This window comes from Novimethylophilus sp., assembly GCF_036504375.1.
In the GTDB taxonomy this organism is placed as follows: domain Bacteria; phylum Pseudomonadota; class Gammaproteobacteria; order Burkholderiales; family Methylophilaceae; genus Novimethylophilus.
Genome location: NZ_DASXVH010000066.1, coordinates 21,220 through 44,407, shown reverse-complemented (window position 1 = coordinate 44,407; position 23,188 = coordinate 21,220). Strand labels below are relative to the sequence as shown.

Sequence of the window (23,188 nt, the reverse complement as noted above, 5' to 3'; positions counted from 1 at the left end):
GGCCAGGCGCGACTGTTGGCCGGGCAGCCTGCTGGCCTCTTTGCCAACCATCTCGCTCTTGGCTATAGTCTGGCTTTACGCGGCACACGCGATGCCGAAAGGGTCGCGGCGCTGTCCACCGGAATTTTCTGGCTGGCGCTGCCGTCAATGTCGTTCTTCATTATTGCCTTGCCGTTGCTGCTGCGGATGACAATGAATTTCTGGCTGAGCCCGGTGGTTGCACTGGGGATCATGTTTGCCTGCTATCTGGCTGATGATGGCTTTGCTCAAAAAACCGGAGTACAACCTTAAATGAGTCAATTGCAAATCGGTCTGGTTTCCCTTGGCGCCCTCATTATCCTGGCGGTGCTGATGTTCAACTGGTGGCAGGAGCGCAATATCAAGCGCGAAATGGTGCGCCGTTTCGAAGGCCCAATCGACGACGTGCTGATGGAAGAACTGAGCGGCGAGCATGAGGCGGAAACGACGGAGGACCTCATGATCGATGATGATTTTCGCATCGGTTCCGCGGCCGCACCCGATGAGGAAACAGCCATCCCGGAGCTGGTGGAGAAAGAAGTTGTCATCGTTGTCGAATCCATCGTCGAAGCGGAGTTTGCTGAAGCCGTTCCTGAGGCAGCGCCGATACCGCAACCGGATGTTGTTGCCGCTGCAGAAGTCATTGCCGACGGGCTTGCGCCAGAGCCTGTCTGGATCAGCAATCCTGCGGATGCGGATGCCCTCCCGATAGAGTTGCCGCCCAATGTCGACCCGCAGATCGACGAGATCGCCATTATCACGCCGAACCGGGCATGTATCGGCGGCGCGATCCGCGAGGCATTGCTGCCATTGCCGGTATTCCAGAAATCAGTGCGCTGGCTGGGCCGGGAGGTCGGTGGCAAGGTGTCCGTGATAACCAAGGAACACGAGCAAACCCGGTTTACCCACATTATTTGCGCGCTGCAGCTGGCCGACCGCTCCGGCCCCGCCCATGGTGAGGATTTGCGCAATTTCCATGCAAAAGTAGAGGATCTCACCGCCCGCGTCGGCGGAGGACTGGAATGGCGCGAGCATGGCGACCCGTTGCAGTATGCGCGCGACCTCGACCGGTTCTGCATCGACGTCGACGTCATGATCAGCCTGCAGCTCACCGGCGGTGGTAGCGCTCCTTTTGCCGGGACCAAACTACGCGGCGTGGCCGAAGCCGGCGGCTTGACGCTGCAGGAAGACGGCCAGTTCCATTACCTCAACGAAGAGGGCGCCAGCCTGTTCGTTCTGGTCAGCCAGGACAGGCGCTCATTGACCGCCGACCTGCTGCGTACCGCGCAGCTGCATGGCATCGTGTTGCTGATGGACGTGCCGCGCGTTGCCAATGGTACAGAGGCATTCAACCTGATGGTGATGCTGGGCCGCAAACTGGAGACAGCGCTCTCGGCCAGGCTGATGGACGAGAATCAGCAGCAGCTGGGCGAAACCGAAATCGACAAGATACGCCAGCAACTCAAGGTGATCTATTCAAAAATGCTGGCACGCGGCATCACGCCCGGCAGTGCGTCTGCGCTGCGGCTATTTTCCTGAGCCGTGCTTTATCCGGATACTTTCCAGAATCATGGCTGTCCCTGAAGAATTGGCGCAACGTGCCGAATATTTGCGCACGGAAATCGAGCGCCACAATCATCTTTACTACGTGCTGGATGCTCCCGAAATCCCGGATGCGGAGTTCGACCGGCTATTCCGCGAATTGCAATCGCTGGAAGCGCAGTATCCGCAACTGGCAACCGCCGACTCCCCGACGCAGCGCGTGGGCGGCGCAGCGCTTTCCGAGCTGGCTCCGGTACGGCACCGGGTGCCCATGCTGTCCATCGAAACAGAAACCGACATTACGCCAAACGGCGCTCAAGCGTTCGACGCCAGGACACGCAAAAGGCTGGGACTCGCGAGCAGCGACTCGCCGGTTGAATACGCGGCAGAATTGAAATTCGATGGCCTGGCCATCAGCTTGCGCTATGAAAATGGAATACTCGCGCAAGCCGCCACGCGCGGCGACGGTGAAGTGGGGGAGGATGTCACCCGGAATATCCGGACCATTCGTCAAATTCCGCTTCGCCTCATCGGCGTAGCCCCGGAGGTGCTGGAGGTACGAGGCGAAATCTATATGAGCCGCCCCGATTTCGAGCGTTATAACGAGCGTCAGCGGGCGCAAGGCAAGCCTGCTTTGGTTAATCCCCGCAACGGCGCCGCCGGCAGCATTCGGCAGCTGGATTCCAGGCTGGCGGCGCAGCGTCCGCTATCTTTTTTCGTGTATGGACTGGGCGAGACTCGAGGCTGGGATGTGCCGGCCACGCACGGCGCAGTTTTGGACAAATTGCAATCGTTCGGTTTTCCTGTCTGCCCGGAGCGCGTCGTCGGCCCGGGCGCGGAAACGCTGATCGCGTTTCATCAGGTGGTTTCGCGGAAACGCGATGCGTTGCCCTACGATATAGACGGCGTGGTGTACAAGGTCAACCGGCTCGGCCTGCAGCGCGAACTGGGCTTCCGCAGCCGCGAGCCGAACTGGGCGGTAGCGCACAAGTTTCCTGCCCAGGAGGAAATGACAATCGTCGAGAACATCGATGTGCAGGTGGGCCGCACCGGCGCCATTACCCCTGTGGCACGGTTGAAACCTGTTTTTGTCGGCGGCGTCACCGTAACCAATGCCACGCTCCACAACCAGGACGAAATCGACCGCAAGGACGTGCGTATTGGCGATACCGTAATCGTCCGCCGTGCCGGGGATGTCATTCCGGAAGTGGTTTCCGTGATCCGGAGCCGTCGCCCCGCGGCATCGCAGCCTTATCACCTGCTCGAAGCCATCCATCATGTCTGTCCCGTCTGCGGCTCGCATGCGATGCGGCTGCCGGACGAAGCGGTGGTGCGCTGCACCGGCGGCCTGTTCTGCCCGGCACAGCGCAAGCAGGCGATCCTGCATTTTGCCGGCCGCCGCGCGATGGATATCGATGGCCTGGGCGATAGGCTGGTCGAGCAACTGGTCGACCAAGGCCATGTGCATCGCTTGTCCGACTTGTATCGGCTGGACCTGGACACCTTGTCTGCCTTGGAGCGCATGGGCGAAAAATCGGCCCAAAACCTGCTGGATGCGATCGACAAAAGCCGGCATACGACGCTGGCACGGTTTATTTTCGCGCTTGGCATACGCAACGTGGGCGAAGCCACGGCCAAGGATCTGGCGCGCCATTTCGGTGGTCTGGATGCGTTGCTGCAAGCGGATGCCGAAGCCTTGCAGCAGGTGCCGGACGTTGGCCCCGTGGTGACTGAATCCATCCTGCAATTCTTCTCGGAACCGCATAATCTCGAAGTGATCGCGCAATTGCGCATGCTGGGCGTAGCCTGGGAGGAGGGCGCGCCGATGAGGCCGGGCGGGGCGCTCGTGAACAAGACCTTCGTGCTTACCGGCACGCTGCCGTCCTTGTCGCGGGATGAGGCAAAAGAGAAAATCGAGGCCGCGGGCGGCAAGGTGGCTGGCAGCGTCTCGAAAAAAACCGATTTCGTCGTCGCCGGCAGTGAGGCCGGCAGCAAGCTGGTCAAAGCGCAGGAATTGAACATCGTCATCATCGGCGAAGCCGAATTGATGAATATGCTGGGGGAAGCGTCATGAAACAGCAGGCTGCGCTTGCGGACATCATCGCCATCGCCAAACGTGCCGGAAATGCGATCATGGCGGTTTACGCGCAGGATATCGAAGTCCGGCACAAACAGGATAATTCGCCGCTGACGCAAGCCGACCTGGCGGCCCATGACATTATCGAATCCGGCCTGGCAGCGCTCATCCCCGAACTGCCGGTTTTGTCCGAGGAATCTGCCGCAATCCCTTTCACCACGCGCCGCCAATGGGATAGCTACTGGCTGGTTGACCCTCTCGACGGTACGCGGGAATTCATCAAACGCAATGGCGAATTCACCGTCAACATCGCGCTGATCGAAAATCACCGCCCCGCACTGGGAGTGGTATATGCACCGGCGCTCGACCTGCTGTTTTTTGCGACTGCCGGCCACGGCGCATTCCGGCAGTTAGGCAACAAATCGCCGCAAGCCATACGTGCCCGCGAGTTCGATTCCACGCAAGTCACCGTTGCCGGCAGCCGTTCGCATGCCAGCGAAGAGCTTCTAAGCTTTCTTGACCGCATGGGCCCGCATATGCTGATCAGCATGGGAAGTTCGCTCAAGATCTGCCTGGTGGCAGAAGGGCGCGCGGATGTTTATCCGCGCCTGGGGCTGACCTCGGAATGGGATACCGCCGCCGCGCAATGCGTGCTGGAAGAAGCGGGAGGACGGCTGATAGGTTTGGATGGAGCGTCATTCCGCTATAACCTGAAAGAGTCTTTGCTCAATCCGCATTTTTTTGCGGTAGGTGCAGGCAATCATGACTGGACGCAGTACTTATGAAAAAAATCCTGCTTATTTGTTTGGCTGCTTTTCCTGCAATCGGCCATGCGGACGATGCTGTGCAGGCCTGCCAGAAAGCGCTGGCAGCGGGTGACTATAACCAGGCTCTGCAATCGGTCCGGAATACGCAGGGATTCGAAAGCATGATGTGCAAAGGGCGAGCCCACCAAGGACGCGGCGATCATGCTGATGCCGCGGCTACGTTCGCTGACGCCGAAAAAAGCGCGCGCGAACCGTTCGATCAAATGCTGGCGATTACGTTTCGCGCTCGTGCCACGCAAGCGGCCGGCAAAACCGACGAAGCGCTGGGCCATTACGACCGCAGCCTGAAAATCGCCCGTCAGCTCGGACAAAAGCAGGCATTGATGATCAATCTCAACGAAAGCGGCCAGCTGCTGCAAAATAAGGGCGACGTGCATGCGGCCTTGGAGAGGTACCGCGAGGCCTACACCGACGCCGCCAACGACAACGAGCGCTCCGAATGCGATCAATTGATTGCCGCGGCATTTAGCCGTTTGGGCGAGCACGATCGCGCCATCGAGTACCAGATCAAAAGCGTGATGCTGGAAGAGCGCAGCGGGGATTTCGACCACTACCTCAACGCCAAACTTGAATTGGCCGCCCTCGCCATTGCCGCAAAAGACTTCGTCCGCGCCCAGAAAGAGCTGGAAGCCAGTCTGGACCAGGCCCAAAGCGCCGGCAGCAGCTACTGGGAAGCGAAGGCGTTGTTTTATAAAGGGCAGCTTGAAAAAGCACGAGACAACTCCGAACAAGCCCGGACCCTGCTAAAGCAGGCACTCGATCTCGCCAATAAAATTGGAGCCGGGTCGCTAGCCGGACAGATATCTTCCGAACTCAAGCAATAACCTCTCAGGCGCCCATGCGGATCAAATTAATTGCATTTATTTTTACCATAACAATCAGTTTATTAGCGGTTGGTGTTGTAGCTTTTTATTACATCAATAAAAACGATGCTGCACGAAGCCATCAAGAACAATGGGAGGAAAAAGCAGCCGATCTCACCAGCAAAGTCGAAGTGTTCAACATGATCTTGCCATGTAAGCCAGCCCCTGATGGCTCAACCGTCATAGCGCATGCCGACATGGTTCTTGATGTTCCCCTCAAATCCCGCTTAACGATTGAGCAAAGCAATAGCAAATTGCGCGACATTATCTCAACCGTTTTCCGGTCTAGCAGTATCGCTGATCTCAACGCCGACAGCGATTTGAAAAAACTTAAAAACCAGATCACGGAAAAAATAAAATCGGAATTGAATATCCGGGTCCTGGACATCCTGTTCTTGAGATTTGATTATGATGTACTAGAGTCAAGGGGAGGGTGAGTAGACGTTTGTTTCATTGTGTAGAGAATCTAACAAACCCCACAACTTCAATTGGGCAAGTTGGCTGGAAAAATTTAATTCATTTAAAATTCAATTTGTTGTACATGTTCCTGTCGGTGGCATAAGGATTGCTTTTACTGAGTTAACTCGACCCATTCGGGACATAACTCATGAAGCACTTGCCAATTTATCTCGATTATTCCGCTACTACTCCGGTCGATCCGCGTGTGGCTGAGAAAATGATTCCTTATCTCACCGAACACTTCGGTAATGCGGCCAGCCGCTCCCATGCGTTCGGCTGGGAAGCGGAAAAAGCCGTCGAGACTGCCCGCGAGCAGGTGGCTGCATTGGTCAACTGCGACCCCAAGGAGATCATCTGGACCAGCGGCGCGACGGAATCGAATAATCTTGCCATTAAAGGCGCGGCGCATTTCTACTCCGGCAAGGGCAAGCACCTCATTACGGTCAAAACTGAGCACAAGGCGGTGCTGGATACGGTACGCGAGCTGGAGCGCCAGGGCTTCAGCGCAACCTATCTTTCGCCCCTGGAAAACGGTCTGATCGACCTCGAAGCATTCAAGGCAGCAATCCGCCCGGACACCATATTTACCTCGGTGATGCTGGTCAACAACGAGATCGGCGTGATTCAGGATATCGAAGCCATCGGCAACATCTGCCGCGAGAAAGGCATCGTGTTCCATGTCGATGCCGCGCAGGCCACCGGCAAGACGGAGATCGACCTGGCGAAGCTGCCGGTCGATCTGATGAGCTTTTCCGCGCACAAGACCTACGGCCCCAAGGGTATCGGTGCCCTGTACGTGTGTCGCAAACCGCGCGTGCGTCTGGAAGCGCAGATGCATGGCGGTGGCCACGAGCGCGGCTTCCGCTCCGGCACCCTGCCCACGCACCAGATCGTCGGCATGGGCGAGGCGTTCCGCATCGCCGGCCTGGAGCTCGCTTTGGAGAACAAACGCATCCGCAAGCTGCGCGACAAGCTGTGGGCCGGGCTGTCCGGGATCGAAGAAGTCTATCTCAACGGCGACATGGACCAGCGTGTTCCGCACAACCTCAACGTCAGCTTCAACTACGTCGAGGGCGAGTCGCTCATGATGGCGGTTAAGGATCTGGCGGTGTCCAGCGGTTCGGCCTGTACTTCGTCCAGCCTGGAACCATCCTACGTCCTGCGTGCTATCGGCCGCGAGGACGAACTGGCGCACAGTTCGATCCGCTTCTCCATCGGACGTTACACCACCGAGGAGGATATCGAGTACGCGATCATGCTGATCAAGGAAAAGATCGGCAAGCTGCGCGACCTTTCCCCGCTGTGGGACATGTTCAAGTCCGGCATCGACCTTTCCTCCGTGAGTTGGGCGCATGGCACGGAATCACATCGCGGCCCCGAAAAAGTGGCGGCCTGAAACAGCTGACTGGTACAGGAGAACATCATGGCATACAGCGACAAGGTATTGGATCACTACGAAAATCCGCGCAACGTCGGCTCTTTCAACCAGGAAGACCCAGATATCGGTACCGGCATGGTGGGGGCACCCGCCTGCGGCGACGTGATGAAGCTACAGATCAAGGTGGGTGAAAACGGCATCATCGAAGACGCCAAGTTCAAGACCTACGGCTGCGGTTCTGCCATCGCCTCGTCCTCGCTGGTCACGGAAATGCTCAAGGGCAAGACGCTGGACCAGGCGCTGGAGATCAAGAATACGAACATCGCAGAGGAGCTCGCTCTCCCACCGGTGAAAATCCATTGCTCTGTGCTGGCCGAAGACGCCATTCGCGCTGCCATTAACGATTACCGCAGCAAGAACGCCACCGAGACTGAAGGCTACGTGGCCTGCAAGTCTGCCGCATAGAACCCATTTCAGGAGATCAGGACATGTCCGAAACCGCCACGCTCGATCCCATTATTTTTACTTCCAACGCTGCCGGCAAGGTCAGCGAGATGCTCGCCGAGGAAGGCGACGCCAGTCTCAAACTGCGCGTCTACGTCACCGGCGGCGGCTGCTCCGGCTTTCAGTACAGCTTCGCCTTCGACAACCAGGTCGCCGAAGACGATACGGTGCTGGAAAAGGACGGCGTCACGTTGCTGGTCGACGCGATGAGCTTCCAGTACCTGGTGGGTGCCACCATCGATTACCAGGAAGGCCTGGAAGGCGCGCGCTTCGTCATTACCAACCCCAACGCCACCTCCACCTGCGGTTGTGGCAGTTCGTTCTCGGTATAGAGATAGGAGAATCGACATGGCTGTTACGTTGACTGCAACCGCCGCAACGCGCGTGCAGAAGTTTCTCGCCAGCCGTGGCAAGGGCATCGGCCTGCGTGTCGGCGTCAAGACCTCGGGCTGTTCCGGTATGGCCTACACGCTGGAGTTCGTGGACGAGGCCGCGCCGGAAGATATGATTTTCGACAGCAACGGGGTAAAAGTGCTGGTCGATCCTGCCAGCCTGGTTTACCTCGACGGCACCGAACTGGATTATGCCAAGGAAGGGTTGAACGAAGGCTTCAAGTTCAACAACCCCAACGCCAAGGCTAACTGCGGCTGCGGCGAGAGTTTCAGTGTCTAGCGTCATGGAGAACCTGAGCGGTACCAACTATTTCGATCTGTTTGGCCTGGCGCCGCGCTTCGCCATCGATCTGAACAGCCTGGAGCTGTCTTTCCGGCGCCTGCAGGCCGAGGTGCACCCGGATCGCCATGCCAGCCACACCGAAAACGAGCAGCGCATGGCGCTGCAGCTTTCCACTGCGGTCAATGACGGCTATCGCACCCTGCGCCATCCGGCCAGCCGCGCGCAATGCCTGATCGGTTTGGCCGGAAAATCCGGAGCCGACGCCTCTGCCGCTGTTGCGCCGGCATTCCTGATGGCGCAGATGGAGTGGCGCGAGGCGATCGAGGAAGCGCGGGGCGCCAGCAATGCCGCAGCACTGGAAGCCTTGTCGCGCCGCCTGCGCCACAAGGTCGTCGTGCACGAGAAAGAGTTGGCGGTGGCGCTGGATGAACGCGGAGATTTCGACGCTGCCGCGCAGCGGGTCAATGAGTTGCGTTTCTACGAAAAACTGCGCGTCGAGATCGACGACGCATTGGACCGGTTGGATAGCTAATGGCACTGCTCCAGATCACCGAACCCGGCCAGAGCGCCGCGCCGCATCAACACCGGCTGGCGGTCGGCATCGACCTTGGCACCACGCATTCGCTGGTGGCCTCGGTGCGCAGCGGTACCGCGGAAGTGCTACCGGACGCCTCAGGCCGCGCCTTGCTGCCCTCGGTGGTGCGCTACGGCTCCGGCGGTGAGGTGGGCGTGGGTTGGGAGGCGCGCGATGGCGCAGCCAAAGATCCCCGCAACACCATCGTCTCGGTAAAGCGCTTCATGGGGCGCGGCGCGGCCGACATCGCCGACGCGGCCAACCTGCCTTACCAGTTCGTCGAGGCCCCCGGCATGGTCAAGCTCAAGACCGTAGCGGGCGAACTCAGCCCGGTCGAAGTTTCCGCCGAAATCCTCAAGGTGCTGCGCCTGCGCGCCGAGGAAAGCCTGGGCGGCGAGTTGTCCGGCGCGGTGATTACGGTTCCCGCCTATTTCGACGATGCCCAGCGCCAGGCCACCAAGGATGCGGCGCGGCTGGCCGGCCTGTCCGTGCTGCGCCTGCTCAACGAGCCGACCGCCGCGGCCATCGCCTACGGACTGGATAACGCATCGGAAGGCATCTACTGCGTCTACGACCTGGGTGGCGGGACTTTTGATTTCTCCATCCTGCGCCTCACGCGCGGGGTGTTCGAGGTGCTTGCTACCAGCGGTGACTCGGCACTGGGCGGCGACGATTTCGACCGCTGCATATACGGCTGGCTGGTGGAAATACTCAAACTGCCGATATTGGGACCGGAAGACGCCCGCCTGCTGCTCACCGAATCCCGTCTCGCCAAGGAGCGCCTGACCGATGCGCCGGCCACGGAATTTTCCTGCGTGTTGTCGGACGGTGCGCCGATTGACGCCATCCTCAGCCGCGAGGTGTTCGTCGAGTTGACCAAGCCGCTGCTGGCCAGAACTTTCAGCCCGGTGCGCCGTGCCTTACGCGATGCCGGCTTACAGGTGGAGGAGGTGCAGGGCGTGGTGCTGGTAGGCGGCGCCACCCGCATGCCGCATCTGCGGCTGGGGGTGACCGAATTCTTTTTCCGTGAACCGCTCACCAATCTCGACCCGGACAAGGTAGTAGCATTGGGCGCTGCCATCCAGGCCAACGCGCTGGCTGGAAATGGAGGCGGGGACGAACTGCTGCTGCTGGACGTGATCCCGCTCTCGCTGGGTATCGAGACCATGGGCGGTTTGAGCGAAAAGATTATTCCGCGCAATTCCACCATTCCTTCGGCGCGGGCACAGGACTTCACCACCTTCAAGGACGGCCAGACCGCCATGAGTTTCCACGTGGTGCAGGGCGAGCGCGAACTGGTGTCGGAATGCCGCTCGCTGGCGCGCTTCGAATTGCGCGGCATTCCGCCCATGGTGGCGGGGGCGGCGCGCATCCGGGTGACCTTCCAGGTGGATGCCGACGGCCTGCTGTCGGTATCGGCACGGGAACAGACCACGGGTGTCGAATCGCACATTACGGTGAAGCCTTCCTATGGCCTTACCGATGCCGAAATTGCCGGCATGCTTACCGCCGGCATTTCCAATGCCGAGCATGACAAGCGCATGCGCGCCCTGCGCGAGGCCCAGGTGGATGCGCGGCGCCTGCTGGACGCGACCGAAACCGCAATGGCCGAGGATGGGCACGAACTGCTCAGCAAACCCGAGTGGGACGCGATCTGGAGCAAGATTTACGAGCTTGCCGAAATTCTGCTGATGGGCGATGCGAACAGCCTGGAATCGTTGCGCCAGGTCACTGAAGCGCTCAATGCCGCCACTGCCGCTTTCGCCGGCCGCCGCATGGATGCTTCCATCCGCAAGGCGCTGTCGGGGAAACAAATTGAAAATATCGAACTATGATCATAACCAATGCACTCCCTCTCCTCTCGCGGGAGAGGGTTGGGGTGAGGGGCTGCAATGACGATCATTAACGTCCTTCCTCATCCCAATACCTGCCCGGATGGCCTCGTCTTCGAGGCCAAGCCAGGCAAGGCGCTGTGCGACGCGCTGCTGGCCGCCGGGGTGGAAATTGAACATGCCTGCGACGGCGTGTGCGCCTGCAGCACTTGCCATGTCATCGTGCGCGAGGGCTTCACGTCGCTGGCTCCGGCCGGCGAAGAGGAAGAAGACCAGCTGGACGAAGCCTGGGGGCTGACGCCCACCTCCCGCCTGGCCTGTCAGGTTAGGATCGGGCAAACCCCGCTCACCGTCGAACTGCCGCGCTACAGCCTCAACCACGCGCGGGAGTACGAGTAAGAGCGTCTAACAAACCGAACTCGCTCGGCACCGATCTTCATGAGTTAACTAGATATTTGATGGCCTTGAGAAAGATTACCTCATCTTCCATGTTAGAGAGATTCAGAGGCATAAGAGTAATTATGCCGAGTTGCGTTTACCTAAACTAATACAATCACATCGCCGTACTTCGCCACGGTACTGTCGTGTGTGAGCAATTTGAGCGGTTCCGTAACTGCCTGTGCAACCAGCATCCGGTCGAACGGGTCGGCATGATGCATAGGAAGGGTTTCGGTAGCCGCAGCGACCCACAGGGCGATATGGGTGTCGAGCAGCGGCGTGGCACTGCATGCCCGTGTGATCGTGGCGGATTTTCTGGGCGTGAGCATTGCCGATGCTTGTAGCAAACCGGACAATTCTGGTGCAGGTGTGGATGTTTCACAACCTGATGATTTGTATTGATAAATTGACTTACCCTCAGGCTGGCACGGCAGATGCTTGATTAAGTTCAAATGACAGCCGAGCCAGCCATGCGACAAGCCAATCCCATCATCAACGACACTACCCTGCGCGACGGCGAACAGACCGCCGGGGTGGCGTTTGGCCGTGTGGAAAAACTGGCGATCGCCCGGTCTTTGGCCGATGCCGGCGTGCCGGAGCTGGAGGTGGGTATCCCGGCCATGGGCGGGGCCGAGATCGGTGATATCCGCGCCATCGCCGCGCTGAACCTGCCGAGCCGTCTGATGGTATGGGGCCGCATGACGGGAACCGACCTGGCCGCATGCGCAAAGTGCGGCGTGGAGATGGTCAACCTTTCGCTGCCGGTTTCCGATTTGCATATCGAGAAAAAACTACGCCGCGACCGCACCTGGGTGCTGGCGCAAGTTGCTTATTTCGTGCGCAAGGCGGTCGATCTCGGCTTGCAGGTATCGGTGGGCGGGGAAGATGCCTCGCGCGCCGATCAGTCTTTTGTTCTGCAGGTGGTCGAAACCGCGCAGGCCGCCGGGGCGCGCCGCTTCCGCTATGCCGATACGCTGGGCGTGCTCGACCCGTTCGCCACGCATGGGCGTATCTCCCGCCTTGCCGCTGCTACCGACCTCGAAATCGAAATCCATGCCCACGACGATCTGGGCATGGCCACGGCCAATTCCATTGCCGCCGTGCTGGCCGGCGCCAGCCACGTGAACACGACCGTGAATGGTTTGGGCGAACGCGCCGGCAACGCCCCGCTGGAAGAGGTGGTGATGGCGCTGTGGCGCATCCACGCCATCGAAACCGGAGTAGACATGCAGCGCTTCCCGGTCATTTCGCACCTGGTGGCCAAGGCTTCCGGTCGCGCAGTGGCGCTCAACAAGAGCATCGTCGGCGAGGCGGTGTTCACGCACGAATCCGGTCTGCATGTGGACGGCCTGCTGAAAGATCCGGCCACCTATGAAAACTTCGATCCGGCGCAGGTGGGACGTGACCGCAGATTAGTCCTCGGCAAGCATTCCGGCAGCCACGGTGTGAAGCATGCTTACGCGCAGCTTGGCATCAACCTGCAGGGGAACGAAGCGCCGCAGGTGCTGGCGCGGATTCGCCAGTTCGCCAACGCGACCAAGCGCAATCCCCAAACCGAAGACCTGATGCGCCTGTACCTGGAAGCAGTGCAGGTGCAGGCGTCGGGACAATAGGAGCAGGCCATGGACACCTCTACACACCAGCCTTCCCTGCTGCAATTACTGCGGGAGGATCTGAACTGCGTGTTCGAGCGCGACCCGGCGGCGCGCAACCGGCTGGAAGTGCTGCTGACCTATCCCGGCCTGCACGCGATCGTTGCCCATCGGTTGGCACACGGCCTGTGGAAGCGCGACCTGCGCTTCGCCGCGCGCTGGCTGAGCTATTTCACCCGCATGTTCACGCAGATTGACATCCATCCGGGTGCCGCCATCGGCAGACGGTTTTTCATCGACCACGGTTGCGGCGTAGTGATCGGCGAAACGGCGGAAATCGGCAACGACGTAACGCTGTATCACGGCGTGACTCTGGGCGGTGTTTCGTGGAACCCCGGCAAGCGCCATCCGACCTTGTGCGATGGCGTCATGGTAGGCGCCGGCGCCAAGATCCTGGGACCGGTCACGGTTGGCAAGCTGGCGCGGGTAGGTGCGAACTCCGTGGTGATTCACGATATCCCCGAAAGTATGACCGTGGTCGGCATTCCCGGCCGCGTGGTGCTGCCGGAAGACCAGCGCCGCCAGCCGCAGCGCGGCATCGACCTTGACCATCATCTGATGCCTGACCCGGTGGGGCGGGCCGTGGCGACGCTGCTGGGCCGTATCGACGACCTGGAAGCGCAATTGGTGATGCTGAAGCGCGAACAGGCGGCGGGTAGGCAAGACCTGGTGGAGGCCGGCACCCCGGCTAACAACGCCCGCATCGTCACGATACATTGAATTTTCAACCTGGAGCCATCATGAGCCAACTACTCGACACCATGCAGAAGTTTTCTGCGGCCGAAGAATTTCTCGATTTTCTGGGCGTGGACTATGCCCCGCAGGTGGTGCATGTGAACCGTCTGCACATCCTGAAGCGCTTTCAGCAGTACCTCGGCCACGACCCGGTGCAGAAAGATTTGCCGGAGGCAGAGGAGCGTGCTGCCTACAAGGATAGGCTGCAGCATGCCTACCAGGACTTCGTGCAGTCCAACGCCGTCACCGAGAAGGTGTTCAAGGTGTTTCAGGACGCGGAAGGCGTGCAGACCGTGAGCGTGAAGAAACTCAAGACTACTTTGGAAGAGCGCCGCGTCTGATTGTCGGGTTTGCGACAAAGTGCAAAGCGCCGTCACCAGTTTATAACTTATTGAAATATTTGTAAAAATAGCATCATGCCCAGTTTGGCATGGAGGTTGCTGTAGTCAGGGTAAGGCAATTCACGGAGCGAGACATGCATATCGTTGTCTGCATCAAGCAAGTCCCGGATAGCGCGCAAATTCGCGTGCATCCAGTGACCAACACCATCATGCGCCAGGGCGTGCCGGCCATCGTCAACCCCTATGACCTCTATGCGCTGGAAGAAGCGCTACGCCTCAAGGACCAGTACGGCGGGCGAGTGACGGTGCTGACCATGGGTCCGCCGATGGCAGAGGCGGCATTGCGCAAAGCCATTTCCTACGGCGCGGACGATGCGGTGCTGGTGACCGACCGCGTGTTCGCCGGCTCCGATACGCTGGCGACCAGCTACGCGCTGGCCTCGGCCATCGGCCAGATTCACAAGGATATGCCGGTCGACCTGGTGTTTACCGGCAAGCAGACCATCGACGGCGACACCGCGCAGGTCGGCCCCGGCATTGCAAAAAGGCTCGACATGCAGTTGCTGACTTACGTTTCCAAGGTGCGCGAGCTGGATGTGGAAAAGAAGGAAATCGTCGTGGAGCGCCGTTCGGAAGGCGGCGTGCAGGTGCTGAAGACGCGCATTCCCAGTCTGATCACGGTGCTGGAAGGCAACAACGAAATGCGGTTTGCGACCATGGCCAACATGTTCCGCGCCTCGCGCTATCCGGTGAAGATATGGAACAAGGAACTGGCGGGCATCGAGGATCCCACCAAGACCGGTCTCAAGGGTTCGCCCACCGTCGTTTCCAAGGTGTTCGCGCCGACACCTCGCGCGGTCAAGGCCGAGATCATCCAGTGCGAGAGCAACGACCCCAAGGATTTGAGCGTGACCCTGCTGGCCAAGATGTTCACCAAGCATCCGAAGCTGGAGCGGGAAATAGCGAAAAGGGCAGGGTAAAGCGTGATCGAGCCCACGCCTTTGCGAGCGAGCCGTGAGCCCACCTCGTGCCAGGCAATGCGGGCGAGACCGCCTGCGGTACAACAAAGTACATGAGAAGGATGAAACAATGAGCGAAACAACCGAACCTAAAAAGCCGGTGGGCAAGAAGCGCGTCGAGCTGGACGAGCGGCTCAAGGCCTACAAGGGCATCTGGGTGTTCGTCGAACACGAGCGCGGCGCGATCCACCCGGTTTCGCTGGAACTGCTGGGCGAGGGCCGCAAACTGGCCGACAATCTCGGTGTGGAACTGGCCGGGGTGGTGATGGGGGTGCCGAATGATGCCACGCGCAGCTTCTGCCACGAGGCGTTCTTTCACGGCGCCGATCTGTGCTACCTGATCGAAGACCTGCTGCTCACCGATTATCGCAACGAGCCATACACCAAGGGGTTGACCGACCTGGTCAACAAATACCAGCCGGAAATTCTGCTGCTGGGTGCGACCACGCTGGGCCGCGACCTGGCCGGCAGCGTGGCGACCACGCTCAAGACCGGGCTGACAGCGGACTGTACCGAGCTTAACGTGGACATGGAAGCGCGCAGTCTGCTGGCAACCAGACCGACCTTTGGTGGCAGCCTGCTGTGCACCATCCAGACCCTCAACTATCGCCCGCAGATGGCGACCATACGGCCGCGCGTGATGGCGATGCCGGATCGCGATGCCGCACGTACTGGCCGCATCCTGGAAGCTCCCTTGGGCATGGTGGAAAGCTCGATTATCACCAAGGTTCTGGAATTCATCCCCGACGAGATGCAGGACAAGCCGCAACTGCCGTTCGCCGACATCATCGTCTCCGGCGGGCGCGGCATGAAGAAGCCGGAAAACTTCAAGCTGATCTGGGATCTGGCGCTGGTGCTGGGGGCCGAGGTCGGTGCCACGCGGCCGGTAGTGCAGGCGGGCTGGGTCGATCTGGAGCGCCAGGTCGGGCAGTCCGGCAAGACGGTGCGCCCCAAGCTCTACATCGCCGCCGGGATTTCCGGGGCGATCCAGCACCGCGTCGGCATGGATGCCTCGGACGTCATCATCGCCATCAACAACGACCCCAATGCACCCATTTTTGATTTCGCACACTACGGCATCGTCGGCAACGCCATGACCATCTTGCCGGCGCTGACCGAGGCATTCCGGGTGCATCTGGCAACCGCAAGAAAGGCAGGTTAATTGTGGCCGAAAAATTTGATGTCATCGTCGTCGGCGCCGGGCCTTCCGGCAATGCGGCGGCCTATCGGCTGGCAAACGCGGGCTTGAGCGTGCTGCAAATCGAGCGCGGCGAATCGCCCGGCTCCAAGAACGTGCAGGGTGCCATCCTCTATTCCGACGCGCTGGAAAAACTGATTCCGGACTTCCGCGATGATGCGCCGCTGGAGCGCCACATCATCGAACAGCGCATGTGGGTGCTGGACGATGACTCCTATATCGGCTCGCATTACCGCTCCGATACCTTCAACAAGCAGCCCTATAACCGCTATACCATGATCCGTTCGCAGTTCGACAAGTGGTTCTCGGAGCGGGTGCAGAAGGCCGGCGCGCTGCTGATCTGCGAAACCACGGTTTCCAACTTGCTGCTGGACGGCAACCGCGTCATCGGCGTGCAGACCGACCGCCAGGGCGGCGAGATTTACGCCGACGCGGTGATCCTGGCCGATGGGGTGAATTCGCTGCTGGCCAGGAAGGCCGGCTTCCACCCTGAGCTGCATCCCAAGGACGTGGCGCTGGCGGTGAAGGAAATCCACTTCATGCCGCAGGAACTGATCGAGCAGCGCTTCAACGTCACCGGCGACGAGGGCGTGGTGATCGAAATGGTGGGCAAGATTACCAAGGGCATGATGGGCACCGGCTTTCTCTACACCAACCGCGAGTCCATCACCATCGGCGTGGGTTGCATGCTGTCCGACTTCAAGACGCAGCAGACCACGCCTTACGCACTGCTGGAGCAGATGAAAGCGCATCCGGCGATCACGCCCATAATCCAGGGCGGCGAGATGAAGGAATATACCGCCCACCTGATTCCGGAAGGCGGCTACAACGCCATGCCGGATCTCTATGGCGACGGCTGGATGATCGTCGGCGACGCCGGCATGTTCGTCAACGCGGTGCACCGCGAAGGCTCCAACCTGGCGATGACCACCGGCATGCACGCCGCCGATACGTTAATCGAGCTGAAGAACGAAGGCAGGGCGTTCGGCGCCGCCAACCTCAAGCGTTACAAGGCGAAGCTGGACGAGAGCTTCGTGATGAAGGACCTCAAGAAATACAAGAACATGCCGGGCGTGTTTCACACTAATCCGCAGTTCTTTAACGATTACCCGGAACTGTTATCCAAGGCCGCCCGCACCATGCTCACGGTGGACGGCGTGGACAAGAAATCCAAGGAACGCGAAATCGGTAAGAGTTTCCGCCAGCGCCGTTCGCTGTTCGGTCTGGTAGGCGACACGTTCAAGTTATGGAGGGCATTCGAATGAGCATCGTGGTCAAGGTCGAGGAAAAACTGTTCCAGAACCGTTACAAGGTCGATTCCGGCCGACCGCATATCAGCATCCTCGATGAGGACAAATGCCGCAATGACTGTCGGGAGCGCGCCTGCATCGTGTGCTGTCCGGCCGGCTGCTGGACCATGGAAGGCAACGGCGGGGTGACGGTGATCAGCGACGGCTGCCTGGAATGCGGCACCTGCCGCATCATCTGCGACGAGCACCGCAACGTGGAGTGGGAGTACCCGCGCGGTGGCTACGGCATCCTGTTCAAGTTTGGTTGATTGTTTGTTGCCAGGGGTGAGGGGCGAAAGTTGTGCAAACGAACAAGCTATCACTCCGTCCCGGCCATCCCCTTTGCAAGGGGATGGGGTGAAAACCAGCCGCAAGCGAATCATGTAACTTTAAAAACTTAAGGAGGCATCATGCCAAAACCCGCCAAACATGTTTTCGTCTGTAACCAGCCCCGCCCGCCTGGCCATCCGCGCGGCTCCTGCCAAGCCAAGGGCGGCAACGAAGTGTTGCAGGCATTCTGGCAGCAGGTGCAGGCGCGCAACCTGTGGGACAAGTTTTCCGTCACCTATTCCGGTTGCCTGGGCCCGTGCGACTGCGGCCCCAACGTGCTGGTGTACCCCGAGGGCGTGATGTATAGCGGTGTCACCAAAGACGATGTGGCCGCCATCATCGACGAGCATTTGCTAGGGGATAAGGTCATCAAGCGACTGATGGCCCCTGAAAGTGTCTGGTAAGTAAGGAATGCAAAACACGTCGCTCACGCTTGCGGTGTTGCGAAACATGGCCAAAATCCTCATTTGTCCGTCTGTAAACTCCCATTTTGCCCATGTTTCGCGCCTTGCACTCCCATCGCTTGGATGTTTTGTATGAGACCTGTAACGACGCAGGGCATCGTCGCCACCGACGACTTGCCGCCACGCGTGGCAGGCTATCTTTCCGCCGCGGTAGCCGCGGCCGGCGACTGGCGCGAGGCCGAATCCCTGCTGTGGCGGGCGCAAACCGCCGCCCCCGACTGCCTGCACGTGTATTACACCCTGTACAAGTTCTACTTCAACCACAATCGTTTGGGCGACGCCGAACGCGCCGCCTGCCTGGCGCTGGATGCCGCCGCCCGCCAAGCGCACATTCCCTCCGACTGGAGGCTGCTGGGCAACGCCTCCTGCGATTGGGCCCGGGTGGACGCCCCGCAGCATTTCTACCTGTTCAGCCTGAAAGCTTTGGCCTTTATCCGCCTGCGCCAGCAGCGTGCAGAGGATGCGCGTCAGCTACTCGCCAAGCTGCGCGAGATCGATCCGCGGGATTCGGTCGGCGCTTCGGTGATCGAGGCCTACGCAGCGGGTGCCGCGCAGGCAGTTTGATGATGTAGCTGCGTAATGTTGTTCACCCGATACCGCAGGTGGCAGTACCAGCTTTCCGGCTGCAAAGCCGGTACGTCGTTTGCTTTTAGCCCTTGTGCACCAGGGCGTGTTCACACTAATTTCGCATACCGTCGTGTTCTATTTGCGACAAACCCAACAACAATTCAACCAAGGAGTGAAAGCAATGCCAATCGTCACTATTCAGCCTTCCGGCAAGACCATACAAATTGCCGCCGGTAGCAACATACTTGCAGCTCTGCTTGCCGCAGGGACGGACATCGAGCATAAGTGCGATGGCAAGGCCGAGTGCGGTTCCTGCCATATCTTCGTGCAGGAAGGCCGCAAGAGCTTGTCCAAAATCCAGCGTGTGGAAAACGAGAAGCTTGATACCATCGTCGGTGTCGGTTCCAAGTCGCGCTTGGCTTGCCAAGCTATTCTTGGTGAAGGGGATGTAACAGTCGAAGTGTTGAGCTTTGTTTGAATAACGTTGCTGCGGTCGTTTGCCGCAGCAACGGCTTCTCAGGCGGCGGTGTGTCGTAGCAACTGCAGGCACTCCGCCGTCGCCGCCAGTTCCACGGCCAGGTAGTCGTCGTCGGTGCGGATCAGCGGGTTGGCACCGCTTTTCAGCAATAACGTCATCATTTCCGGTTTTCCGCTGGATGCGGTGTACATCAGTGCGGTAGCGCCGGTGAGGTTGCGGTTGTCGAGGTTTATGCCGGCATCGATCAGCCGTTGTACCAGAACGGCATTGCCGGGGACGCAGGCCAGCCACAGCGCGTTGTTGCCGTCGCTATTGCGCAGGTGGGGGTTGATGCCGTGTGCCAGCAATTCCTCGGCCAGGTCGTCGCGGCCAAGCAGCGCGGCGCGCATCAGCGGGGTCAGGGCAAAATCCCACGGGCTGTCGAGGTTGGCCGGGTTGAAGTGGTATTTCGTGATGAAATCGGCCAATTCTCTGCTTGATCGCGAGCTCAGCGCAGGTGGATCGGGCAGGGCAGGGGCCAGCGCCTCGTAGCCGCCGTCCACGCTGTACACCTCGCTGAAACGGAAATCCGCGAACATGCCGGCATACACCTGGCTGGCGTTGCCGTGGTAGCAGTAGATCATCACCGGGATATTTTTCGGCAGAATGGCCACCATGTCGCCGAAACCCTGTTCGGTCAGTCGGTCGGCACCGGTGAGGTGTCCATGGCGGTAACTGCGTTCGTCGCGGGTATCGAACAGTGCCAGTGGCTGGATACCGGCACGCGAACGGCGGATGAGGTCGGCGGCTTGCGCCGGGCTGATACGTTGAAATGCGGTCGTCATGGTGTTGGGCTCATGTCGAAAGGGATGGAAGTCTCGATGCGCGGGTCGTCCAGCGGCAGACCAACGGTGAAATGGTAAAGACTCTGGAATCGGTTGCCATCCAGCCCGAGCAAGTCGTGCAACGGGTCGTCGAAGTAGCAGCCGATGCCCGTGCCGCGCAGGCCGCACGCTTCGGCCTGTAAGTAGAGTACCTGTCCGATCAGGCCGGCCTCGCGGTAGAGGTCGCGGTAGGCTGCCGGATCGGGTGAGACGACAGCGTCGAATTCCGCCAGCATGCCGAGCGCAAAGCAGGAGTTCGAGGCGATATCCTGATGGCAGTTCAGGCTGCGCGCGGCACGGTGCAGCTCCGCCAGTGGCGCCGGGATGAGCAGTTGCAGGCCGAGATGCGGCGGGGCCTCATCGACCGCCGCACGCAGGAAGCGCGCATCCAGGGATTCATTCAACAGCGCCGCCAGGCGCGCGACACGCGCTAGCAGGTAAAGGCCGGGTTGCAGGCCATCAACGCGGTGCACGAACAATACCAGGCTGATATGGGGCGCCGTGGCGAGGACGTCCCATGGCGCCCGGTTGGACGGTAACACGGCGTCGAGCAGGGCGAAGAAATCCTGTTGCGGCATCACGCAGCGCACATCGAAGCGCTGTGCGCTGCGGCGTTGCAGGATGACCTGGGCGGCGGCGATGTCGCGGCCGCGCGGGAAGGATGGCAGGATGTCCGGCAGGAGCAGCCTCGATACGGCGGCTTGCGCGGTGCGTCGCGTGGCGGTCGCCACTGCTTCGACGGCAGGCCAGTCGTACACCGGATGCGGATCGATGGCCGAGGCCGGACCGCGCCAGCGCGCAGCGGCGCAAGCTTGTTCCAGCGCGGCAACATCCACAGGGCCGGGCGACATGGACAGCAGGATTTCAGCCTCCTCCCGCTCGGTGGCGGCATGGCGCGGGAACGGAAAGTCTTGCGCGCGATCCAGTCCGAGCCAGTGCGCCAGCGTTGCGCCGCCGACCTGTCGCAGTTCGGTCAGTGGCCAGCCCAGCAGCGCGGCGGCATAGCGCAACGCGCCGACGGCGTGGCCGGTATCGAGCTGGCAATAGCGGAAAGCGCGCTCACCGTATTTCCAGGCTTCGCGCCACATCAGGCTGCTCAGCCCGACCAGCAACTGCGGCTGGGCAAGGCCGTCGGCGGGTTCGAAGCCGGCCCGGCATTCCAGCGCGTGGGTGTCCGGGCAGTAGTGATAAAGGCCATCCGCGATGCCGGCGATGCCGCGCAGGAAAACATAGCCCTCGACCGGATGCAGGTTGCCGCTGGAAGGATTGGCGCGCACTGCCCAGCGCTCCGGTCCGTAAGACTTCCAGGCGGTGATGCCGAGGGCAAGCTGGAATAGCACGCTCAACGCATTCAGGCTGGGGACGACGGGTGCGGCAGGCAGCGCAATATCGGCGAACGGGCGCCGCAATGCTGCCGTCAGGCTTGCGTCCCGCATGGCTTCGGCCAGCGCAGGCAAGGCGACGCCGGTCGCGCCTTCAAAGCGGCGGAACGGCGCCGGCTGCGCGTCCCAGTCCAGGGTTCCCGGGCCGGGCGCATAGGCTTCAAAGCGGTGTTTGGTGCGCTGGTGGTAGGCGAGGACGGTTTGCAGCGCGGCGAGTTCCGTGTTCATCACGTTCAGCCGGATGCATCCTCAGATACGAAGCATTTGTCGTAATCGACACACACGCCGCAGGAGGGCGATTTGCAGATGAAGATTTCAGCGCGCTCGCACAACTGCTTGTAGAAAAATTTCTTCCACTTCATGTTGCTGCTGTTTTTGGCGTACAGGCCGGGGAAGCGCGTCTGCATCAGCTTTGTCAGTGCCGCGCGGTTCGGCAGCCGCATGTCCTGCCACAGGTGGTTGTCTCCCATGCAGGCAGCGGCGATGAACACCGCCAGATCGCGGGTAGCGTCGCTGTCATCGCAACGGTAGTCCAGCAGCAGTTCGACCAGGTCGTCGAACTCATCCGTGCGATTGTCAATGCGCACCGACGTGGTGCTGGCACGAGTTGTGATTTGTACTTGCATGGATGGCTCTACGCCGTCACCGGAGCATGCGTGTAGCACTTCTTCGGGCAAATCTTGGCGCATGCCTCGCAGCCGACGCAGCTTTCCGGGTGAGCGATCGTCATTACCTTTTTCTCATATTCGCCGTCGTCATCGTCGTCGCCCAGCGTCATCGCGACGCGCTCGCCTTCATCGTCGATGCCCACCAATTGCAGGACATCGCGCCCGCACACGCGGAAACAGCGGCCGCAGCCGATACATTTTTCTTCGGCGATATGTTCGGCGAACTGGGGTGTCCAGACGGTGCCGCTAGGCAAGGTTACGGTATATGTCATGTCAACCTCCTGCTACCGCCAGTTTCTTGCGGGCCTCGGTGAGTTGCCCATATGCCTTGAAAGTTTTTTCAGCCACCTCCGGGATTTTCTCCCAGCCGGTGGGCAGGTCTTCCGACAGATCGTGCAGGTCCATCTTGAGCTGCGTGGCTTGGGCATTGAGTTTCTTCACCTCGGCCTTGATGGTTTCGATATCGCTCATGGGGTGCTCCTAATTAAATTTTGAAAACGTAGCGAGGATGGTCACCGCAGCAGTTTTCATCCATAGTTTGCGACTTCGGGGAACTTCCGAATCATCTCGACTGCCGCGGTCACAAATTTTTCGCCCTCGGCGGCCAGCTTTTCCATGGTTTCGAAGCCGAATCGATGCACGTCGCGCAGCTGCTTGTTGACCACCACTAGCCTCCCGGCGGTGAGGATTATCTTGCCGAAGCCTTCGTGGTGCATCTTCATCATGGGCGATACCATGATTCTGGTTTCGCGCTCGATGGCGAGACCGACGGCGTTGTAGAACAGCTCCAGCCGCCACAGGGTTTCCGGGTCGGGGTCGCCGATGATGGGCATTTCGCGGCGCTTTTCCTTGGTGATGATGTAGGGGGCGAGGAGGGTCGCGTTATCCTTGCCTTCCCAGGCACCGTGCGTATCCTGGGCGCGCCATTGCTTGACCAGTTCCTGGACGAAGGACGATTCCCACGGGTCTGTGCAAGTTTCGGTGGGGGGGGCGGTAACTGCGGCGGCTGTCATGT

General features: G+C 60.1%; 30 protein-coding genes. 23 read left to right on the top strand and 7 right to left on the bottom strand.

The features are described 5' to 3' along the window. Positions 1-15: 15 nt before the first annotated feature. The 13 genes from VGK14_RS10450 (at position 16) to fdx (ending at position 11,148) form a co-directional block, all read left to right on the top strand. Positions 16-291, top strand: coding sequence for a hypothetical protein (locus VGK14_RS10450; RefSeq protein WP_331509024.1), 276 nt, complete (start codon positions 16-18; stop codon positions 289-291). Beyond that, the gene (locus tag VGK14_RS10445; RefSeq protein WP_331509023.1) at positions 292-1,557 is read left to right on the top strand and encodes a cell division protein ZipA C-terminal FtsZ-binding domain-containing protein; all 1,266 of its coding nucleotides are present in this window, start codon (positions 292-294) and stop codon (positions 1,555-1,557) included. A 31-nt stretch (positions 1,558-1,588) separates the two neighbouring features. Continuing rightward, entirely contained in the window at positions 1,589-3,634 is a 2,046-nt protein-coding gene (gene ligA / locus VGK14_RS10440; protein ID WP_331509022.1) for an NAD-dependent DNA ligase LigA, read from the top strand. Next, the gene (cysQ, locus tag VGK14_RS10435) at positions 3,631-4,422 is read left to right on the top strand and encodes a 3'(2'),5'-bisphosphate nucleotidase CysQ (RefSeq protein ID WP_331509021.1); all 792 of its coding nucleotides are present in this window, start codon (positions 3,631-3,633) and stop codon (positions 4,420-4,422) included. The genes ligA and cysQ overlap by 4 nt, the downstream gene beginning before the upstream one ends. After that, positions 4,419-5,288, top strand: a complete 870-nt coding sequence (locus VGK14_RS10430) for a hypothetical protein (RefSeq protein ID WP_331509020.1) — start codon at positions 4,419-4,421, stop codon at positions 5,286-5,288. Before cysQ ends, VGK14_RS10430 begins: the two co-directional genes overlap by 4 nt. A 14-nt stretch (positions 5,289-5,302) precedes the next feature. Beyond that, on the top strand, positions 5,303-5,764 hold the full coding sequence (locus tag VGK14_RS10425) for a flagellar basal body-associated FliL family protein (RefSeq protein WP_331509018.1): 462 nt from the start codon (positions 5,303-5,305) through the stop codon (positions 5,762-5,764). Between the two features lie 170 nt (positions 5,765-5,934). Next, a complete protein-coding gene (locus tag VGK14_RS10420; RefSeq protein ID WP_331509016.1) occupies positions 5,935-7,182 on the top strand; it encodes an IscS subfamily cysteine desulfurase in 1,248 nt (415 codons plus the stop codon). Positions 7,183-7,209: 27 nt separating this feature from the next. Continuing rightward, positions 7,210-7,629, top strand: coding sequence for a Fe-S cluster assembly scaffold IscU (gene iscU, locus VGK14_RS10415; protein WP_331509015.1), 420 nt, complete (start codon positions 7,210-7,212; stop codon positions 7,627-7,629). A 23-nt stretch (positions 7,630-7,652) separates the two neighbouring features. Further along, entirely contained in the window at positions 7,653-8,000 is a 348-nt protein-coding gene (gene erpA / locus VGK14_RS10410) for an iron-sulfur cluster insertion protein ErpA (protein ID WP_331509014.1), read from the top strand. 16 nt (positions 8,001-8,016) lie between these two features. Next, a complete protein-coding gene (gene iscA, locus VGK14_RS10405; protein ID WP_331509012.1) occupies positions 8,017-8,340 on the top strand; it encodes an iron-sulfur cluster assembly protein IscA in 324 nt (107 codons plus the stop codon). A 4-nt stretch (positions 8,341-8,344) separates the two neighbouring features. Beyond that, positions 8,345-8,875, top strand: a complete 531-nt coding sequence (hscB, locus tag VGK14_RS10400; RefSeq protein WP_331509011.1) for a Fe-S protein assembly co-chaperone HscB — start codon at positions 8,345-8,347, stop codon at positions 8,873-8,875. Continuing rightward, a complete protein-coding gene (gene hscA, locus VGK14_RS10395) occupies positions 8,875-10,752 on the top strand; it encodes a Fe-S protein assembly chaperone HscA (RefSeq protein WP_331509009.1) in 1,878 nt (625 codons plus the stop codon). The genes hscB and hscA overlap by 1 nt, the downstream gene beginning before the upstream one ends. A 57-nt stretch (positions 10,753-10,809) precedes the next feature. Then, positions 10,810-11,148 (top strand): ISC system 2Fe-2S type ferredoxin, encoded by a 339-nt coding sequence (gene fdx, locus VGK14_RS10390; RefSeq protein WP_331509008.1) that lies wholly within the window; start codon positions 10,810-10,812, stop codon positions 11,146-11,148. 140 nt (positions 11,149-11,288) lie between these two features. On the opposite strand, the gene VGK14_RS10385 is transcribed toward fdx, so the two are convergent. Beyond that, a complete protein-coding gene (locus VGK14_RS10385; RefSeq protein ID WP_331509007.1) occupies positions 11,289-11,516 on the bottom strand; it encodes a hypothetical protein in 228 nt (75 codons plus the stop codon). A gap of 123 nt (positions 11,517-11,639) precedes the next feature. Between VGK14_RS10385 and nifV the strand changes: the two genes are divergently transcribed. From nifV to VGK14_RS10335, 10 genes are all read left to right on the top strand, one after another. Further along, positions 11,640-12,800 carry a homocitrate synthase gene (nifV, locus tag VGK14_RS10380; RefSeq protein ID WP_331509006.1) on the top strand — a complete coding sequence of 387 codons (1,161 nt, stop codon included), beginning with the start codon at positions 11,640-11,642 and terminating at the stop codon, positions 12,798-12,800. Positions 12,801-12,809: 9 nt separating this feature from the next. Next, positions 12,810-13,559 (top strand): serine O-acetyltransferase, encoded by a 750-nt coding sequence (cysE, locus tag VGK14_RS10375; protein ID WP_331509005.1) that lies wholly within the window; start codon positions 12,810-12,812, stop codon positions 13,557-13,559. 20 nt (positions 13,560-13,579) lie between these two features. Further along, positions 13,580-13,915, top strand: a complete 336-nt coding sequence (nifW, locus tag VGK14_RS10370) for a nitrogenase-stabilizing/protective protein NifW (RefSeq protein ID WP_331509004.1) — start codon at positions 13,580-13,582, stop codon at positions 13,913-13,915. A 134-nt stretch (positions 13,916-14,049) separates the two neighbouring features. Then, positions 14,050-14,895, top strand: a complete 846-nt coding sequence (locus VGK14_RS10365) for an electron transfer flavoprotein subunit beta/FixA family protein (protein ID WP_331509003.1) — start codon at positions 14,050-14,052, stop codon at positions 14,893-14,895. 109 nt (positions 14,896-15,004) lie between these two features. After that, positions 15,005-16,096: an electron transfer flavoprotein subunit alpha/FixB family protein gene (locus VGK14_RS10360; protein WP_331509002.1), complete on the top strand. Its 1,092-nt coding sequence runs from the start codon at positions 15,005-15,007 to the stop codon at positions 16,094-16,096. Between the two features lie 2 nt (positions 16,097-16,098). Continuing rightward, on the top strand, positions 16,099-17,397 hold the full coding sequence (locus tag VGK14_RS10355; RefSeq protein WP_331509001.1) for an FAD-dependent oxidoreductase: 1,299 nt from the start codon (positions 16,099-16,101) through the stop codon (positions 17,395-17,397). Beyond that, on the top strand, positions 17,394-17,690 hold the full coding sequence (locus tag VGK14_RS10350; protein ID WP_331509000.1) for a ferredoxin family protein: 297 nt from the start codon (positions 17,394-17,396) through the stop codon (positions 17,688-17,690). The genes VGK14_RS10355 and VGK14_RS10350 overlap by 4 nt, the downstream gene beginning before the upstream one ends. A gap of 141 nt (positions 17,691-17,831) precedes the next feature. Beyond that, on the top strand, positions 17,832-18,155 hold the full coding sequence (locus tag VGK14_RS10345; protein WP_331508999.1) for a (2Fe-2S) ferredoxin domain-containing protein: 324 nt from the start codon (positions 17,832-17,834) through the stop codon (positions 18,153-18,155). A 132-nt stretch (positions 18,156-18,287) separates the two neighbouring features. Beyond that, on the top strand, positions 18,288-18,779 hold the full coding sequence (locus VGK14_RS10340) for a hypothetical protein (RefSeq protein ID WP_331508998.1): 492 nt from the start codon (positions 18,288-18,290) through the stop codon (positions 18,777-18,779). Positions 18,780-18,963: 184 nt separating this feature from the next. Then, the gene (locus tag VGK14_RS10335; RefSeq protein ID WP_331508997.1) at positions 18,964-19,260 is read left to right on the top strand and encodes a 2Fe-2S iron-sulfur cluster-binding protein; all 297 of its coding nucleotides are present in this window, start codon (positions 18,964-18,966) and stop codon (positions 19,258-19,260) included. A gap of 38 nt (positions 19,261-19,298) precedes the next feature. On the opposite strand, the gene VGK14_RS10330 is transcribed toward VGK14_RS10335, so the two are convergent. From VGK14_RS10330 to VGK14_RS10305, 6 genes are read right to left on the bottom strand one after another with little or no spacing between them, the layout of a single operon-like run. Beyond that, positions 19,299-20,084, bottom strand: a complete 786-nt coding sequence (locus VGK14_RS10330) for an ankyrin repeat domain-containing protein (RefSeq protein ID WP_331508996.1) — start codon at positions 20,082-20,084, stop codon at positions 19,299-19,301. After that, positions 20,081-21,733: a SagB family peptide dehydrogenase gene (locus VGK14_RS10325; protein WP_331508995.1), complete on the bottom strand. Its 1,653-nt coding sequence runs from the start codon at positions 21,731-21,733 to the stop codon at positions 20,081-20,083. Before VGK14_RS10325 ends, VGK14_RS10330 begins: the two co-directional genes overlap by 4 nt. Positions 21,734-21,738: 5 nt before the next feature. Continuing rightward, positions 21,739-22,131, bottom strand: a complete 393-nt coding sequence (locus tag VGK14_RS10320; protein ID WP_331508994.1) for a nitrogen fixation protein NifQ — start codon at positions 22,129-22,131, stop codon at positions 21,739-21,741. Between the two features lie 8 nt (positions 22,132-22,139). After that, a complete protein-coding gene (gene fdxB / locus VGK14_RS10315) occupies positions 22,140-22,445 on the bottom strand; it encodes a ferredoxin III, nif-specific (protein ID WP_331508993.1) in 306 nt (101 codons plus the stop codon). Between the two features lies 1 nt (position 22,446). Continuing rightward, complete coding sequence (locus VGK14_RS10310; protein WP_331508992.1) at positions 22,447-22,644, bottom strand: CCE_0567 family metalloprotein; 198 nt, start codon at positions 22,642-22,644, stop codon at positions 22,447-22,449. Between the two features lie 56 nt (positions 22,645-22,700). After that, positions 22,701-23,186, bottom strand: coding sequence for a NifX-associated nitrogen fixation protein (locus VGK14_RS10305; RefSeq protein ID WP_331508991.1), 486 nt, complete (start codon positions 23,184-23,186; stop codon positions 22,701-22,703). Between the last annotated feature and the right edge of the window lie 2 nt (positions 23,187-23,188).

Bases quoted from the DNA above. Each gene is read 5' to 3' on its own strand.
- fdx (WP_331509008.1), top strand. From the start codon at position 10,810: ATGACGATCATTAACGTCCTTCCTCATCCCAATACCTGCCCGGATGGC.
- fdxB (WP_331508993.1), bottom strand. From the start codon at position 22,445: ATGACATATACCGTAACCTTGCCTAGCGGCACCGTCTGGACACCCCAG.
- iscU (WP_331509015.1), top strand. From the start codon at position 7,210: ATGGCATACAGCGACAAGGTATTGGATCACTACGAAAATCCGCGCAAC.
- VGK14_RS10310 (WP_331508992.1), bottom strand. From the start codon at position 22,644: ATGAGCGATATCGAAACCATCAAGGCCGAGGTGAAGAAACTCAATGCC.
- VGK14_RS10445 (WP_331509023.1), top strand. From the start codon at position 292: ATGAGTCAATTGCAAATCGGTCTGGTTTCCCTTGGCGCCCTCATTATC.
- cysQ (WP_331509021.1), top strand. From the start codon at position 3,631: ATGAAACAGCAGGCTGCGCTTGCGGACATCATCGCCATCGCCAAACGT.
- VGK14_RS10360 (WP_331509002.1), top strand. From the start codon at position 15,005: ATGAGCGAAACAACCGAACCTAAAAAGCCGGTGGGCAAGAAGCGCGTC.
- nifV (WP_331509006.1), top strand. From the start codon at position 11,640: ATGACAGCCGAGCCAGCCATGCGACAAGCCAATCCCATCATCAACGAC.
- erpA (WP_331509014.1), top strand. From the start codon at position 7,653: ATGTCCGAAACCGCCACGCTCGATCCCATTATTTTTACTTCCAACGCT.
- VGK14_RS10345 (WP_331508999.1), top strand. From the start codon at position 17,832: ATGCCAAAACCCGCCAAACATGTTTTCGTCTGTAACCAGCCCCGCCCG.
- VGK14_RS10420 (WP_331509016.1), top strand. From the start codon at position 5,935: ATGAAGCACTTGCCAATTTATCTCGATTATTCCGCTACTACTCCGGTC.
- hscB (WP_331509011.1), top strand. From the start codon at position 8,345: ATGGAGAACCTGAGCGGTACCAACTATTTCGATCTGTTTGGCCTGGCG.
- VGK14_RS10430 (WP_331509020.1), top strand. From the start codon at position 4,419: ATGAAAAAAATCCTGCTTATTTGTTTGGCTGCTTTTCCTGCAATCGGC.
- iscA (WP_331509012.1), top strand. From the start codon at position 8,017: ATGGCTGTTACGTTGACTGCAACCGCCGCAACGCGCGTGCAGAAGTTT.
- VGK14_RS10330 (WP_331508996.1), bottom strand. From the start codon at position 20,084: ATGACGACCGCATTTCAACGTATCAGCCCGGCGCAAGCCGCCGACCTC.
- VGK14_RS10340 (WP_331508998.1), top strand. From the start codon at position 18,288: ATGAGACCTGTAACGACGCAGGGCATCGTCGCCACCGACGACTTGCCG.
- VGK14_RS10335 (WP_331508997.1), top strand. From the start codon at position 18,964: ATGCCAATCGTCACTATTCAGCCTTCCGGCAAGACCATACAAATTGCC.
- VGK14_RS10365 (WP_331509003.1), top strand. From the start codon at position 14,050: ATGCATATCGTTGTCTGCATCAAGCAAGTCCCGGATAGCGCGCAAATT.
- VGK14_RS10425 (WP_331509018.1), top strand. From the start codon at position 5,303: ATGCGGATCAAATTAATTGCATTTATTTTTACCATAACAATCAGTTTA.
- nifW (WP_331509004.1), top strand. From the start codon at position 13,580: ATGAGCCAACTACTCGACACCATGCAGAAGTTTTCTGCGGCCGAAGAA.
- hscA (WP_331509009.1), top strand. From the start codon at position 8,875: ATGGCACTGCTCCAGATCACCGAACCCGGCCAGAGCGCCGCGCCGCAT.
- cysE (WP_331509005.1), top strand. From the start codon at position 12,810: ATGGACACCTCTACACACCAGCCTTCCCTGCTGCAATTACTGCGGGAG.
- VGK14_RS10305 (WP_331508991.1), bottom strand. From the start codon at position 23,186: ATGACAGCCGCCGCAGTTACCGCCCCCCCCACCGAAACTTGCACAGAC.
- VGK14_RS10320 (WP_331508994.1), bottom strand. From the start codon at position 22,131: ATGCAAGTACAAATCACAACTCGTGCCAGCACCACGTCGGTGCGCATT.
- ligA (WP_331509022.1), top strand. From the start codon at position 1,589: ATGGCTGTCCCTGAAGAATTGGCGCAACGTGCCGAATATTTGCGCACG.
- VGK14_RS10350 (WP_331509000.1), top strand. From the start codon at position 17,394: ATGAGCATCGTGGTCAAGGTCGAGGAAAAACTGTTCCAGAACCGTTAC.
- VGK14_RS10325 (WP_331508995.1), bottom strand. From the start codon at position 21,733: ATGAACACGGAACTCGCCGCGCTGCAAACCGTCCTCGCCTACCACCAG.
- VGK14_RS10385 (WP_331509007.1), bottom strand. From the start codon at position 11,516: ATGCTCACGCCCAGAAAATCCGCCACGATCACACGGGCATGCAGTGCC.